Annotated in this window: 14 protein-coding genes; 9 read left to right on the top strand and 5 right to left on the bottom strand. The window is 70.1% G+C overall.

Translation table 11 applies throughout. From position 1 onward, the window contains the following. The first annotated feature begins 172 nt into the window (after window positions 1–172). Window positions 173–1321: a haloacid dehalogenase-like hydrolase gene (locus ACGFSB_RS13855; protein WP_393398158.1), complete on the top strand. Its 1149-nt coding sequence runs from the start codon at window positions 173–175 to the stop codon at window positions 1319–1321. Here ACGFSB_RS13855 and ACGFSB_RS13850 read toward each other — a convergent pair. Together ACGFSB_RS13850 and ACGFSB_RS13845 are read right to left on the bottom strand one after the other, a co-directional pair. Continuing rightward, window positions 1318–2298 carry an asparaginase gene (locus ACGFSB_RS13850; protein WP_393398156.1) on the bottom strand — a complete coding sequence of 327 codons (981 nt, stop codon included), beginning with the start codon at window positions 2296–2298 and terminating at the stop codon, window positions 1318–1320. The genes ACGFSB_RS13855 and ACGFSB_RS13850 overlap by 4 nt on opposite strands. A 54-nt stretch (window positions 2299–2352) precedes the next feature. Beyond that, entirely contained in the window at window positions 2353–3708 is a 1356-nt protein-coding gene (locus ACGFSB_RS13845) for a DUF2252 domain-containing protein (RefSeq protein WP_393398154.1), read from the bottom strand. Between ACGFSB_RS13845 and ACGFSB_RS13840 the strand changes: the two genes are divergently transcribed. Further along, window positions 3637–4080: a hypothetical protein gene (locus tag ACGFSB_RS13840; protein WP_393398152.1), complete on the top strand. Its 444-nt coding sequence runs from the start codon at window positions 3637–3639 to the stop codon at window positions 4078–4080. The genes ACGFSB_RS13845 and ACGFSB_RS13840 overlap by 72 nt on opposite strands. A gap of 275 nt (window positions 4081–4355) precedes the next feature. Here the strand turns inward: ACGFSB_RS13840 and ACGFSB_RS13835 are convergent, their stop codons facing one another. After that, entirely contained in the window at window positions 4356–5279 is a 924-nt protein-coding gene (locus tag ACGFSB_RS13835) for an alpha/beta fold hydrolase (protein ID WP_393398150.1), read from the bottom strand. A gap of 82 nt (window positions 5280–5361) precedes the next feature. Next, entirely contained in the window at window positions 5362–5703 is a 342-nt protein-coding gene (locus ACGFSB_RS13830; RefSeq protein WP_393398148.1) for a hypothetical protein, read from the bottom strand. A 155-nt stretch (window positions 5704–5858) separates the two neighbouring features. Between ACGFSB_RS13830 and ACGFSB_RS13825 the strand changes: the two genes are divergently transcribed. The 5 genes from ACGFSB_RS13825 (at window position 5859) to ACGFSB_RS13805 (ending at window position 10104) form a co-directional block, all read left to right on the top strand. Beyond that, window positions 5859–6227 carry an arsenate reductase family protein gene (locus tag ACGFSB_RS13825; RefSeq protein WP_393398146.1) on the top strand — a complete coding sequence of 123 codons (369 nt, stop codon included), beginning with the start codon at window positions 5859–5861 and terminating at the stop codon, window positions 6225–6227. Window positions 6228–6400: 173 nt separating this feature from the next. Then, window positions 6401–6871: a hypothetical protein gene (locus ACGFSB_RS13820; protein ID WP_393398144.1), complete on the top strand. Its 471-nt coding sequence runs from the start codon at window positions 6401–6403 to the stop codon at window positions 6869–6871. 166 nt (window positions 6872–7037) lie between these two features. Beyond that, window positions 7038–8057: a glutamine synthetase gene (gene glnII / locus ACGFSB_RS13815; RefSeq protein WP_393398142.1), complete on the top strand. Its 1020-nt coding sequence runs from the start codon at window positions 7038–7040 to the stop codon at window positions 8055–8057. A 379-nt stretch (window positions 8058–8436) separates the two neighbouring features. Continuing rightward, complete coding sequence (locus ACGFSB_RS13810; RefSeq protein ID WP_393398140.1) at window positions 8437–9021, top strand: winged helix-turn-helix domain-containing protein; 585 nt, start codon at window positions 8437–8439, stop codon at window positions 9019–9021. An 84-nt stretch (window positions 9022–9105) separates the two neighbouring features. Beyond that, on the top strand, window positions 9106–10104 hold the full coding sequence (locus tag ACGFSB_RS13805) for an NAD-dependent epimerase/dehydratase family protein (RefSeq protein WP_393398138.1): 999 nt from the start codon (window positions 9106–9108) through the stop codon (window positions 10102–10104). 148 nt (window positions 10105–10252) lie between these two features. On the opposite strand, the gene ACGFSB_RS13800 is transcribed toward ACGFSB_RS13805, so the two are convergent. Beyond that, complete coding sequence (locus ACGFSB_RS13800; protein ID WP_393399011.1) at window positions 10253–12439, bottom strand: MMPL family transporter; 2187 nt, start codon at window positions 12437–12439, stop codon at window positions 10253–10255. A 239-nt stretch (window positions 12440–12678) separates the two neighbouring features. Between ACGFSB_RS13800 and ACGFSB_RS13795 the strand changes: the two genes are divergently transcribed. Together ACGFSB_RS13795 and ACGFSB_RS13790 are read left to right on the top strand one after the other, a co-directional pair. After that, window positions 12679–13950, top strand: coding sequence for a sensor histidine kinase (locus tag ACGFSB_RS13795; RefSeq protein WP_393398136.1), 1272 nt, complete (start codon window positions 12679–12681; stop codon window positions 13948–13950). Then, the gene (locus ACGFSB_RS13790) at window positions 13935–14585 is read left to right on the top strand and encodes a LuxR C-terminal-related transcriptional regulator (RefSeq protein WP_393398134.1); all 651 of its coding nucleotides are present in this window, start codon (window positions 13935–13937) and stop codon (window positions 14583–14585) included. The genes ACGFSB_RS13795 and ACGFSB_RS13790 overlap by 16 nt, the downstream gene beginning before the upstream one ends. Window positions 14586–14618 lie beyond the last annotated feature (33 nt).

Here is a 14618-nt window from a genome sequence, read left to right as displayed (position 1 = left end):
GCGACGGGCGGGGCGCCGGGGCAGCGCCGACCGTCCCATGCCGCTACCCGTTCCCCCGCGTCCCACTCCCGCCACATCCGGTGATGTCGATCATGGGAATCCGCCGCCTGACCCCATACGATGACCCGCCGCCTCGGACGGGGCGCAGACCGCTCTCAGGGGGCACAAAACCATGGCAGTAACGGCAAAGGGCAAGGGCAAGCTGGCCGTCCTCGGCACGGCGGGTGCGCTCACCGCGGCCGTCCTCGCGGGGACGGCGCTCTGGCCGAGCACGGACGCGACGGCCGCCGACGACTCGGCGAAGACCGAAGCGGCGGCTGCGAAGGCCGCCACCGAGCTGCGGCACTGGCCCGAGCCGGTCGCGAAGAAGCTCGGCAAGGTCATCGCGAAGAACGGTCACAAGGGCGCGTACGCCGTCTTCGACGCGGACAACACGACGTACCGCAACGACCTGGAGGAATCCCTCCTCCCCTTCCTGGAGATGAAGGGGGTGCTGACCCGCAAGACGATGGACCCGTCGCTGAAGACCATCCCCTTCAAGGACACGGCGAAGCACAAGGAGAGCCTCTACAGCTACTACAACCGGCTCTGCGAGGTCGACGACCAGATCTGCTACCCGTGGGCCGCGCAGATCTTCTCCGGTTTCACGCTGAAGCAGCTCAAGGGCTACGTCGACGAGCTCCTCGCGTACGACAAGCCGATCCCCGCCGAGTACTACGAGGACGGGAAGCTGACCAAGACCGAGGTCGAGGCGCCCGAGTTCTCCCCCGGTATGCAGGAGCTCTACAAGACGCTGCGGGGGCACGGCATCGAGGTGTACGTCGTCAGCGCGGCCAGCGAGGACCTGGTGCGGATGGTCCTCGGCGACCCCAAGTACGGCTACGACGTGAAGCCCGAGAACGTCATCGGCGTCTCCATGCAGCTCAAGAACCGCAAGACCGGCGAGGTCACCAGCTCCCGCAAGGAGATCGCCGAGGGCCGCTTCGACGAGAAGAAGCTCGCCGGGCGTGAGCTGACGCCGAACCTGTGGGCGCCGCTGACCTGGTACGAGGGCAAGCCCGCGGCCATCAACACGTACATCGACGAGTGGAAGAAGCCGATCCTCGCCGCGGGCGACACCCCGCTCAGCGACGGCCCGATGATGTTCCACTCGGCGGATGTGGCGCACGGCGGTGTGCGGGTGTGGGTCAACCGCAAGGACTCGTACATGAAGCAGCTGGACGGCATGAAGCGCAAGAACGCCGACCGGCAGCGCGAGCTCGGCCAGAAGGTGACCGCGGACAAGCGGTGGCTGACGGTGACGCCGGACGAGATCGGCTAGCTCTCCTGTCCCTCCCGCAGGGTGAGGAAGGCGTCGGCCGTCTCCGTACGGTCGGCGCCGTCCGCCAGGAGTGCATGCAGGAGGAGCCTGGCCTTGGGGGCGTCCAGGGGGCCCGCGGAGATGAGGCCCCGCCCGAGCAGGTCGTACTCGGAGCCGGGGCCGCGGTAGGTGTGGCTGAGCAGCGGGCCCGCGCCGGTGCGGGACGCGAGCACCACCGGGATACGGGTGGTGAGGGCGGCAAGGGGTTCGACGAGCCAGGTCGGTACGTGGCCCGCACCGAAAGCCGCGACGACCAGGCCGTCGAAGCGGTCGTCCACGGCTTCGAGCAGTTCGCCGCGGTCGCCCATGGAGAGGGTGAGCAGTGCTACGCGGGCGGGGGCTCCGAGGCGGAGGGGCCGTCGGACGGTGGGGTGCGCGGGGCGGAGGTGGATGCGGGGCACGCCTTCGGTGACCGTGCCGAGGGGGCCCGCGCCGGGGGACGCGAACGTCGCGATGGACGTGGTGTGCGTCTTGCGTACATGTCGCGCGGCGTGGATCTCGTCCGCGATGACGGTGAGGACGCCGAGCCCGGAGCAGGCCGGGTCGGCGGCCACGGCGATGGCCGCCGCCAGGTTCGCGGGGCCGTCGGCGCCGGGGAGGTCCGGGCGGCGCATGGCGCCGGTGACGGCGACGGTGGTGTGGGGGTGCGGGGTGCAGGTGAGGTCGAGGAGGAAGGCGGTCTCTTCGAGGGTGTCGGTGCCTTGGACCACGACCGCGCCGTGGCCCGCCGCGGTGGCCTCGTCGATACGGGCCGCCAGGGCTGCGATGTCCTCGATGGTGAGGGACGAGCTGGGGAGCCGGCGGAAGTCGTGTACGTCCACCTTGACGTCCGGGGACACTCCGGCGAGGAGCTGCGCCCCCGTCAGCCGCGGTGAACTGCCGCCGCCCTGGGCCGAGATGGTGCCGCCTAGCGTGAATACGGTCACTGGATTCGCCACGGCTCGATCTTTCCACGGGAGTGCTCGGATATTGCGCGGGAGTGGCTTAGGGCCTTAGGCACCGGCGTCTTGTGGACCGGCGGCGCTCACCACGCCGGAGGTGATCGCCTCGGTCAGTGCCGCGTGGTCTTCCGCGTTCTGCGCCGCATAGCGCAGCGCGAAGTCCGCTATCGCCCGGTCGAACGTGTCCGAGCCGCCCAAGTACGCCGCTATCGCTATGCGGTCGCCTGAGCGGGCGTGGGCCCGCGCCAGGGCCGTGCCGCAGATCTTGGCGTAGGAGCGGAGTTCCTTGGCGGACATGCTCTCCACGTCCGCCGAGCCCTTCATGTCCCGCAGCTGACGCCAGTAGAAGGCGCGGCCCTGGGGTCCCGTCATCCAGCCCAGGAAGATGTCGCCCGCCGCCTGGAGCAGCCGCTGGCCCGAGACCACGCGGTGACCCGGGTGGACGTACGGGCCCGCCGGAAGGTGTTCCTCGAGAACCGAGCGGACCGCCTCCTTGATCTGGAGGAAGAGCGGGTCGTCGGCGTCGCGACCGACGAGGAGCACGATGTAGCAGCGGGTGCCGACGCTGCCCACCCCCACCACCTTCCGCGCCGCGTCCACGAAGTGGTAACGGTCCAGGAGGAGTCGGCGCTCCTCGGAGAGCGTGGAACGGTAGTCGCCGAATATCTTGCGCACGGCCGCCAGGTCGGGGGTGGCCGCCGGTTCGATGAGTGGCGGGTCGTGGATGATGCGGCGGACGCCGTCCACCTCTTCCGTCAGCTTCCCGAGCGCCTGCATGTTCGTGCGGCGGCGGGCCTTGTCGAGGGTCGTCGTCACGCGCTCGCGTGTGCGCGCGGAGTCGATGAGGGGCAACAGGGCGTGGGCGTCGGTGCGTTCGTACCAGACCGCGAGTTCACCGAGCCCCGCCAGACGCCTCATCGACGTGCGGTACGCCGCCACCGCCGCGAGGCACGCATCGCGCGTGCCGCTCTCCGGGTGGCCGTTGTCGCGGGACGCGACGGCGATGCTGGCGGCCAGGCGTTTGACGTCCCACTCGAAGGGTCCTGGGCAGGTCTCGTCGAAGTCGTTGAGGTCGAAGAGCAGGGCCCGCTCCGGGGAGGCGAACAGGCCGAAGTTCAACAGGTGGGCGTCGCCGCAGAGTTGGACCGTCAGGCCGGAGTGCCACTGGGCGGCGATGTCACCCGCCATGACGGCGGCGGCACCGCGCAGGAAGGCGAAGGGGGATGCGGACATCCGGGCGTAGCGGATGGGCAGGAGCTCCTGGACGCGGTCCGCGCCCTGCCGTTCGAGGACGGCCACCGGGTCGGGGCGATCGGCCGCGGGTATCCAGGCACCGTGCGAGGAACGGGAGGCACGCTTACGAGCCGCCTTGCCCTGCCGGGCACGCTCGGCCGCGGGGATGCTCATGCCCCCTCCCCCGCCGCCCACACCACGCACGAGAAGCAGCCCGCCTGCGAGCGGTCCGACCGCGAGCAGGCCGACCGCGGGTGGACCGGCCGCGAGCAGGCCGACCAAGAGCGGACCGACCGCGAACTGGCCGACCGTGAGCGGACCGGCCGTGAACGGACCGACCATGAGCAGACCGACCAAGAGCGGACCGACCGCAAGCTAGCCGACCGCGAGCGGACCGGCCGTGAGCGGACCGGCCGTGAGCGGACCGGCCGTGAGTGGACCGACCAAGAGCAGGCCGACCAAGAGCGGACCGGCCGTGAACGGACCGGCCGCGAGCAGGCCGACCAAGAGCAGGCCGGCGGGCCCGATATCGCGCGGTCGACCTGAGCGGCGCGATCAGCCGAAGCAGCGCGATCAGCCGGCGCGGCCATGGAGCCATCCCCTCACCCGCACCGCCCGCAAGGACCACCGATCCCGCCGCTCCCCCGCGCAAGCCGCCCCGACCACCCGCACGCGCGCGACCGAAGCCATCATCGCCCCACTCCCCTCTCCGTCGGCAGCTCTCGGCAACAGCCTCCTCTCAGCAGCAGCCAATGCCGCCACGGGCGCGTACGCATGCCGGATACGGCGAACGGGTGACCCGTGCCGCCATGAGCCGTGGCTCAGCTCCCGCCGGGCGCCGCCCATGCCGCCACCTTTTTGGCCAGCGCACCGCCCGCCCGCGTCCAGGCGAAATGGTCGAGCCCGCGGCCCGCCTCCTGGCCGGTGTAGTCACGGCGCGTGACGCGGGCCTGCGGCACCTTGCCGACCAGGTGGTCGAGCGCGGACGCGGGGGCCAAGGTGTCACCCTCGACGGAGATCGCGAGGACCGGCAGGTCGAGGGTGTGCAGGGCGGACTCGTAGTCGTGGGCGGAGCCCTTCGCGGAGTAGCGGCCCGTACGCCCCTGGCGCGCCCAGTCGCGGATGACCCCCTTGGGCTGGTTGCCGCCGAAGCCGAACCGCACGCCGGGCCACCGGCCGAGCAGCGTCGCCGTCGCAGCGGCGAACAGCTCGCCGAGGAGCAGCAAGGGCCCGCGCAGGCGCCCGTACGCGCCGAACCAGACGGAACCGGAGGCCACCAGCACGACCCCGTCCACGCCGGGCCCGATGCCCAACGCCGCGTGGACGAGACCCAGTTGGCCGCCCAGGCTGTGGCCGAGGAGGAACAGCGGGGGCTCCGGGCCCAGTTCGGCACGTATCGCGTCGACGACCGCCACGAGGTCCTGCTCCACGATCGTGCGGTAGCCGTGGTCCACGGCGTCGGCGTCCGTCACCCGCGGGGTGCTCTCCCCCTGCCCGCGCAGGTCGACGGTGACGGCGGTAAGCCCCTCGGCGTGCAACTGACGCGCGAAGGCACGGTAGTAGCGGGCGGGGGTGCCCATGGCGGGGAGGATCAGGACGGCGGGCGCGGGGTCCGCCGACGCGCCGTCAAGCGTACGCAGCGCACGGATGGGAAACCGCGCGCCGTCCGGGAGTTGAGCGGTGACGAGCAGCGGCAGCTCCTCGACGGGCTCCGGACGGGAAGGGGCGGATTCCGGCTGAGTCATGCGGTCAGCATGAACCACGCATGAACCACGCGTGCGGGCGGGAACCCAGAGGGCGCCCACCCGCACGCGTCCGCGCAACGCCTCAGCGGCTGTACCGCATCAGCGCGCGCACCATATGGCAGGTGATGTCCGACGGCGGATGGATTCCCACGTCCTCCGCCATGCTCCGAATCCTGGTGTTGTTCGCTTGGTTGGGCATGTAGACGCCCGAGTCGAGCAGGGCTATCGCCAGGCGCATGGCCTTCAGGCGCCGGTTGTGCATGACGTACCACTCACGCGGCCGTCCGGCCGGGAGCGGCCTCTTCTCCAGTGGTGCGTACGTCAGGTCGATCAGCACGGTCCGCGAAGCGTTGCGCTTCGACGTCGATGACTTGGACGAATTCGATGGCTTGGACGACTTCGAAGTAAGTGCGGCAGCGGGCACAGGCATCCTCCTGTCGCGGTCAGGACCCCCCGTCGGGAACCCTCGAACACTGCTTCAATTCTACTGCCGGGCACTGACAATCGCCGCTGGCCAGACGGCCTTTGAGGGGGTGTGACGGGTGGGTTCTCCGGGGCGTCGCGGGTAGCCTGTGGGGCATGGAGATCTGGATCAATCCCGCCTGCTCGAAGTGCCGTGGCGCGCTCACGCTGCTCGACGCGGAGGGCGCCGACTACACCGTCCGGCGCTACCTGGACGACGTCCCGTCCGAGGACGAGATCCGTGCCGTGCTCGGGCGGCTCGGCCTCGAGCCCTGGGACATCACACGGACCCAGGAGGCGGCAGCCAAGGAGCTGAACCTGAAGGACGGCGAGGCCTGGCCGCGCGACGCCTCGGGCCGCGACCGCTGGATCAAGGCGCTCGCCGAACACCCCAAGCTCATCCAGCGGCCGATCATCACCGCCGACGACGGCACGGCCGTGGTGGCGCGCACGGAGGACGCGGTACGGGACGCGCTGTCCCGTTAGCGAGCCGACGACCGCCTGCCGAGCGCGGCACAGATGACCGCCTGCCGAGCGCGGCACAGATGACCGCCGAACGATGAGCAACCTCTGTCAAATCGTTACATATACCTCCATAGCGTTGAGCACTCCACACCGCCGGCCGGACGACGGCTCCGGGGAACGGAAAGGAGTGCACCGTGCGGGACCTGATGTCCAAGGGCGTATACGGCACGATCCTCGCGAGCGCGCTGATCGCGGCGCTGCACTCGGAGGCGCAGGTCTACACGCCGTACTACGACGCGGCCTGGATCATGGTGACCGCGGGCACGGCCGCCCTCGCGCACGGCTACGCCCACCACATGTCCACACACCGGCCGGGATCGGGCCTGCACCGGTGGCGGCAACTGGTCCGGGAACTCATGGACGAGTGGCCGGTGGTGGTCGCCTGCTGGCCCGCTGTGGGGCTCCTCCTGCTCGCCGGTGCCTTCGGCTGGTCCGAGCCGCCCGTCACCTGCACCGTGCTCCTCCTGAACGCGGCCCTGCTCCTCGGCTGGGGCACCTTCGCCGCGCTCAGGGCGGGCTACCGGCGGCGCTCGGCCGTGCTGCTCGGCGTCGCGGACGCCGCCATCGGCCTGCTGATCGCGGCGGCCAACGCGGTCATCAAGTGACGAGCGGGGCATGTGCGTGACGTGAGCCACATCCACCGCAGGTAACACGGGGTTCACATTCGAGCAATGGACGGGAAATCGCCCGTTGACATGCTCCCCGGCATCACCACGGCACCGCAGCACCCGCACGTTCTGCGCCGTACCGAGCGTTTTAAGGATGGACCCCGTGACCTTCAAGGCTGAGTACATCTGGATCGACGGCACCGCGCCGACCGCCAAGCTCCGTTCGAAGACGAAGATCATGACGGACGGCGCGGAGCTCCCCACCTGGGGCTTCGACGGATCCAGCACCAACCAGGCCAAGGGTCACGCATCCGACCGCGTACTCAAGCCGGTCTTCACCTGCCCCGACCCGATCCGCGGCGGCGACGACGTACTCGTGCTGTGCGAGGTCCTCAACACGGACATGACGCCGCACGAGTCCAACACCCGTGCCGCGCTCGCCGAGATCGAGGAGCGGTTCGGCTCGCAGGAGCCGATCTTCGGCATCGAGCAGGAGTACACGTTCTTCGAGGGCGACCGCCCGCTCGGCTTCCCCGTCGGCGGTTTCCCCGCCGCGCAGGGCGGCTACTACTGCGGCGTCGGCGCTGACGAGATATTCGGCCGTGACGTCGTCGAGGCGCACCTGGAGAACTGCCTCAAGGCGGGCCTCGGCATCTCCGGCATCAACGCCGAGGTCATGCCCGGACAGTGGGAGTTCCAGGTCGGCCCGCTCGCGCCGCTCCTGGTCTCCGACCAGCTGTGGATCGCCCGCTGGCTGCTCTACCGCACCGCCGAGGACTTCAAGGTGTCGGCCACGCTCGACCCGAAGCCGGTGAAGGGCGACTGGAACGGCGCGGGCGCGCACACGAACTTCTCGACGCGGGCGATGCGCGAGGGCTACGCGCCGATCATCACCGCCTGCGAGTCCCTCGGCGAGGGCTCGAAGCCGCTCGACCACGTCAAGAACTACGGCGCGGGCATCGACGACCGTCTGACCGGCCTGCACGAGACCGCCCCGTGGGACGAGTACAAGTACGGCGTCTCCGACCGCGGCGCGTCCGTCCGCATCCCGTGGCAGGTCGAGGTGGAGCAGAAGGGCTACATCGAGGACCGCCGCCCGAACGCGAACGTCGACCCGTACGTCGTGACACGTCTCCTTGTCGACACGTGCTGCACCGCCCTGGAGAAGGCCGGTCAGGTCTGAACCCGTACGTTTCTGATGTGATCTCGTACGTTCCTGAAGGGGGCGCCCGCCGAATCGGTGGGCGCCCCCTTCGGCATAGCGGCCGGGAAGGGCGAATTCACGCCAAGGGTTCACCAAGGAGGCGTATCAGCGTGCGAGAGGGAACGACCACCGCCCCTCCCATCTGCTTCAATGGGGGCATGGGCAGCTACGGGAACACCGCGACAGGTCGTCACCACGACCTCGAGCCGTTCTGGCCTTCCCGTCAGCACCATGACTTCGACCGGGTGTGTTGCCGCGCGACGAACGCGCAGGCCCGCTAAAGCCGTTCACCCGGCCTTCGCCTGACGCGCACGACGTACGTCCTCGACGACTCCTCCGCGCGAAAGAGCTGACCTTCATGGCGAACTCCCGTTCCTTCTCGGCATCCACCGCCACCGCAACCGCCACGCCGCTGCCCAGCCCCAGCCCCGCCCGGGGCCGCCTGCGGGCCGTCGCGCCGGACGAGGTGGCGCAGATCACCGACTTCCTGCCGCCGGGCGCGACCTGGCTGCCCGCGCCCCAGCACACGCTGCCGACGCTGCCGGGCCAGCCGCCGATGATCGGCTACCTGGTGCTCGTACCGGCCGGGCAGGAGCCCGTCACCGCCGAGCCCGAGCCCCTTCAGCCGACCGGCCGCGAGCAGGCTTCCGCGGGACCCGTGTGGATCGACACCGTGCAGCGTGCGGCGCAGGTCGACGGCCGTGGGCTCGACCTCACCTACCTGGAGTTCGAGCTGCTCGCGCATCTCGTCGCCCACCCCCACCGGGTGCACACTCGCGACCAGTTGGTGACCACGGTGTGGGGGTACGGCCACGTGGGCGACGGGCGCACCGTCGACGTCCACATCGCACGGCTGCGGCGCAAGCTGGGGGCCGAGCACCGGCAGACGATCCAGACGGTGCGGCGGGTGGGCTACAAGTACGCACCGCCGGCGTCCCGCTGACCTCCGGGTTCCCGGGTGGGGCCGGGCTCTGCCGCTAGCAGAACCCGGTTCCCCCCGCCGGGCGGTGCGTGCAGAGTCGTCGGCATGAGACTTCTGATGCTGGGTGGTACGGAGTTCGTGGGGCGGGCCGTCGTCGAGGCGGCGCTCGCGCGTGGCTGGGAGGTGACGGTCTTCCATCGCGGGCGTCATGAGGCGCCCGCGGGTGCGGTGTCGCTGCTCGGTGACCGTACGGCCGAGGGCGGCCTGGACGCGCTCGCCGCCGCCCTCGACGGGGAGTGGGACGTCGTCGTCGACACCTGGTCGGGGGCGCCGCATGTCGTACGGGAAGCGGCGCGGCTGCTCGCGGGGCGGGCCGGGCGGTACGTGTATGTGTCGAGCTGCTCGGTGTACCGGTATCCGGGAGCGGCGGGTTCGGACGAGAGCTACCCCTTGGTCGAGGGAGATCCCGACGCGGACGCGGTGGCGTACGCCGAGGACAAGCGGGGCGGGGAGCTTGCAGCGGTGGCGGAGTTCGGGGCAGAGCGCACGGTGCTCGCCCGTGCGGGGCTGATTCTCGGCCCTTACGAGAACATCGGGCGGCTGCCGTGGTGGCTGCGCCGGGTCGCCCGTGGCGGTCCCGTACTGGCCCCGGGGCCGAGGGAGTTGGATCTCCAGTACATCGACGCGCGGGACCTCGCGGAGTGGGTCCTCGATGCGGCCTTCGCGGGGCTGCATGGGGCGTACAACGTCGTCTCCCCCATCGCGCACACCACGATGGGGGAGTTCCTTGAGGCGTGCGTGGCCGTGGCGGGGTCGGCCGATGTGGAGCTGCGGTGGACCGAACCCTCGGTGATCGCCGAGCACGGTATCGAGCCGTGGATGGAGCTCCCCGTGTGGCTCCCGCCGGGTGAGCTGCACGAGACCATGCACCAGTCCTCGACGGAGAAGGCGGTGGCCGCGGGGCTCCGGGCGCGGCCGGTTGCGGAGACGGTCGCTGATACGTGGGCCTGGCTCCGGTCCATCGGCGGGGTGGCTCCGCAGCGGCCGGACCGGCCGGTGGTGGGGCTTGCCCCGGAGAAGGAGGCGAAGGTGGTGGGGGCGTAGTTTCCTTTCCCCGATCCCGCCCCTTCCCGGAATCCCCGGCTCCGCCGGCTCGGGCGCACCGTCGATCACCGGCTTCGCCGAGTTCGTCCTCAAACGCCGGACGGGCTATGAACAGCCCGTCCGGCGCCCCGCAGGTGCATCGGAGTGCTTACACCTTGCCCGAGGGAACCGGACGCCCCGCATCGACTGCCGCCCCCGACACCGGCCCCTCGCTGTGCGAAATCCGCGGCAGCCAGGAAAGCCCCCTCGGCGTACGCCAGTTCCGCTCACCGAGCAGCGTCATCAGGGACGGAAGCAGCACCATCCGTACGACCGTCGCGTCGAGCAGGACCGCCACGCCCAGGCCGACCCCCATCTGCTGCATGTCCTGCATGGACAGCGTGCCGAAGACTCCGAAGACCGCCACCATGATCACGGCCGCCCCGGTCACCGCACCCGCGGTCCGTGTGATGCCCTCACGGATCGCCGCGCGGTTGTCCAGGCCGCGGTCCCGCGCCTCACGGATCCGTGAGACCACGAACACGTGGTAGTCCATCGACAGGCCGAACAGGACCACCAGCACGAACAGCGGCATCCAGTTCTCGACCGCCCCCACCTTCTCCGAGCCGATCAGCTCCGCACCCCAGCCGTGCTGGAAGACCGCGGTCATCACGCCGTATGCCGCGCCCACCGAGAGGAGGTTGAGCGCGATGGACGTCACCGCGATCACCACCGAGCGGAAGCTGAACAGCATGAGCAGGAACGTCACCGCCGCGATGAAGGCGAACACCGGCACGATGCCCTTGCCGAGCTGGTCGCTGAAGTCCTCGGACGAGGCCAGGTCACCGCCCACGTACGCATCGGCGTCCACGTCCGCGAAGGCCGCGGGGACCACGTCGTCCCGCAGTTCGCCGAGCGCCTTCTTCGACTCCGCGCCACTGCCGTCACCGGGCAGCGGTATGTCGATCTCGGCCACGCCCGCGCCCCTGTGAACGGTGAGTTCGGCGCCCTTCCCCGCGTCCCGCACCACGGCGGCCAGCGCGTCCCGCACCTGCTTCGACTCGATGTCGTCCGCCTTGACGACCACCTGGGCCGGGGCGGGGCCGCCGGGGAACTCGTCGGTGATCTTCCGGAAGGAGACCGAGAGCGGGGCGTCGGAGCCGAACTGCTTCTCCAGGCCCAGCTGTTCGGTCTTCATGCCGAGCGCGGGCGCGGCGAGGGCGAGGAGCAGGACCGTCGCGCCGATGGCGAAGAACTTCGGCTTGGCCAGGACGGGGTGCAGGAGCTTGCCCGCGATGCCGCCGCTGGCGTGCGCGCCCTTCTTGTTCTTGCGGTTGAGGAACGGGATCCGCCCTGCGTTGATCCGGTCGCCGAGTGCGGAGAGCAGCGCGGGAAGCACCGTCACCGAGCCCAGCATGGCCACGCACACCACCAGGATCGTGGCGACCGCGAAGCCCTTGAAGAGCAGCAGGCCGGAGAGGAACATGCCCGCCATCGCGACCATCACCGTCAGGCCGGAGACAAGCACGGCACGACCACTGGTGGCCGCCGCGATCCGGAGCGCGGTCTCGGCGTCGTGTCCCGCCGCCCGCTCGTCCCGCTCGCGCCGCAGGTAGAAGAGGCAGTAGTCGACGCCGACCGCGAGCCCCATCAGGAACATCACCGAGTACGTCGTCTCGAACAGGTGCAGTTGGTGACTGGCCAGGGAGAGCAGGCCGAAGGCGCCCACGCACGCGGTCAGCGCGAGACCGACCGGGAGCAGCGCCGCGACCACGGCACCGAAGGCGACCAGGAGAATGCCGAGCGCGAGCGGCACCGCGGTGAACTCGGCCTTGGTGAGGTCGTCCGAGAGCAGGTCGCCGAGCTGCTTCTCGGAGCTGGCGTCACCGAACTGGTAGACGGAGATGCCCTGTTGGGCGCCCTTGTCCTTCACCTTCTGTACCGCGTCGAGCACCGGTTGCACGCGGTCGGCGGCGTCGTCGGACGCGCCCTTCATCTCGAAGCGGAGCAGTGCGTCCTTGCCGTCCTTCGAGGGCAGCGGCGCCTGGATCTCCCGTGTGTCGCCGGTCGCGGTCAGCGCCTTGGAGAGGTCGCCGGCCGCGCCCCGCCAGCCGTCCGCGGTCTTGGAGCTGACCATGACGAGCTCGCCCGCGGGTTCTTCGACGCCCGCGTCCTTGAGGATCGACGCGGCCCTGCCCGAGTCGCCGACCCCCATCTCGTCGTCGGACGCGGTGACCATGCCCGAGGCCCCGCCGATGGTCGTGGCGAGCACGACGAAGAGCAGCCAGCCGAGGATGGCTGTCTTGCGATGGTGTGCGCTCCACACACCGAGTCGAGCCGCGAGGTTCGGCCTCATGGCGTCCATGGCGTTTCGCCCCCATAAGTAAGCTTCGGATAAGCCGGTTGTTGACGGGGACAACGCTAGAAATCCGCGGCCCGCGCACCCAGCCGCCGAGACACCCACCGCCTGAAGCAGAAGGAGAGGTACGGGGGTGTCGTCAGGTACACCCCTGCTCGGGTGCGGAACCCAATGACCACCGCCGCTCCCGGCGGCGAGAATGGGTCCATGCCGCTGGAAGAGATGGGGATCAGAAAATGACGAGGGTTCGTGCATCCGTGATCGCGGGAGCCCGTGGGCTCTACCTGGCGATCGTCACGCTCGCCGGTTCGATCACTCTCTTTGTGCTGTCGGTCCTCTCGATCGCCTTCATCCTGCTCGGCATCGGTGTCTTCACGACTCCGGTGGTCCTGACCGGCGTACGCAAGTGGGCCGACCTGCGCCGCGCCCAGGCCGCCGCCTGGTCGGACGTACGCATTCCCACCCCCTACCGCCCCTTCCCCGCGGACCTGCGCGGCGGCGTCACCGGCCAGGTGGAGCGCACCTCGCTGATGCTGAAGGACCCGGCGACCTGGCGTGACCTCCAGTGGCTCCTTGTCGACATGACCGCGGGCTTCATCACGGTGATCTTCGCGCCCGCGCTGCCGCTCTACATGCTGTACGGCTATGTCCTCGCACTCGGCGTCTGGCGGCCGATCGTCGACGCGGGCGGCGGCGACTGGTTCGGCTTCATCCACGTCACCTCGCAGAGCAGCGCCAACATGGCCGCCCTGCTCGGCACCGCGCTCGGCATCACCGGCCTCTTCGCCAACCCCTCCATCCTGCGCGGCCACTTCCTCCTCACCCGGTCCCTCCTCGCGCCCACCGTCTCCATGCGGGAGCGTGAACTCACCCAGCGCGTCGACCGGTTGACCGAGACGCGGCACGACGCCGTGGACTCCTCGGCCGCCGAACTGCGCCGCATCGAGCGGGATCTGCACGACGGCGCGCAGGCCCGCCTCGTCGCCATGGGCATGGACCTCGGCACCATCGAGGCAATGATCGAGAAGGACCCGGCGAAGGCCAAGGAGCTGATCGGCAGGGCCCGGCAGAACTCCGGCGAGGCGCTGACCGAACTGCGCGACCTGGTCCGCGGCATCCACCCGCCGGTGCTCGCCGAGCGCGGCCTCGGTGACGCGGTGAAGGCCCTGGCGCTGCGGCTTCCCGTGGAGAGCGAGGTCGATGTGGAACTGTTCGGCCGGGCCGATGAGCCCGTGGAGTCGGCCGCGTACTTCGCGGTCAGCGAGGCCCTGACGAACACCATCAAGCACGCGGGCGCCGACCGCGTCTGGGTCGACATGCACCATGCGGACGGAATGCTGCGGATCTCGGTCACCGACAACGGCAAGGGCGGCGCGTCCATCGGGGCGGGGTCGGGACTGAGCGGGATCGAACGCCGACTCGGTACATTCGACGGCGTACTGGCCGTCAGCAGTCCCGCGGGCGGCCCGACCATGGTGACCATGGAGATCCCTTGCGAGTTGTCCTAGCCGAAGATCTCTTCCTGCTGCGTGACGGTCTGGTCCGGATGCTGGAGGCATTCGACTTCGAGATCGCCGCCGCTGTCGAGACCGGGCCCGAACTCACCAAGGCCCTGGCCGAGTTGGAGCCGGACATCGCCGTGGTCGATGTCCGGCTTCCGCCGTCCCACACGGACGAGGGGCTGCAATGCGCGCTCGCCGCGCGGCGGGCCCGGCCCGGCCTGCCCGTTCTCGTGCTCTCCCAGCACGTGGAGCAGCTGTACGCGCGCGAGCTGCTCGCCGACGGGAACGGCGGGGTCGGCTATCTCCTGAAGGACCGGGTCTTCGACGCCGACCAGTTCATCGACGCCGTACGCCGGGTCGCCTCGGGCGGCACCGCGATGGACCCGCAGGTGATCCAGCAGCTCCTGTCGCGGCGCTCGGCGGACCAGCCGCTGGGCAAACTGACGCCGCGCGAGCGCGAGGTGCTCGAACTCATGGCGCAGGGGCGGTCGAACGCGGCGATCGCCGGAGAACTCGTCGTCACGGAACGGGCGATCGCCAAGCACACCTCCAATATCTTCGGGAAACTGGACCTTTCGGTATCGGACGACGACAACCGGCGGGTTCTTGCCGTACTCGCTTATCTGGATCAAGGGCGTTGAGGTCATTCCGGGGAAGATCGCCACTGCGATCGC

This window comes from Streptomyces sp. NPDC048441, from assembly GCF_043200235.1.
GTDB lineage: Bacteria > Actinomycetota > Actinomycetes > Streptomycetales > Streptomycetaceae > Streptomyces.
This window is presented reverse-complemented; position numbering and strand designations above follow the sequence as displayed.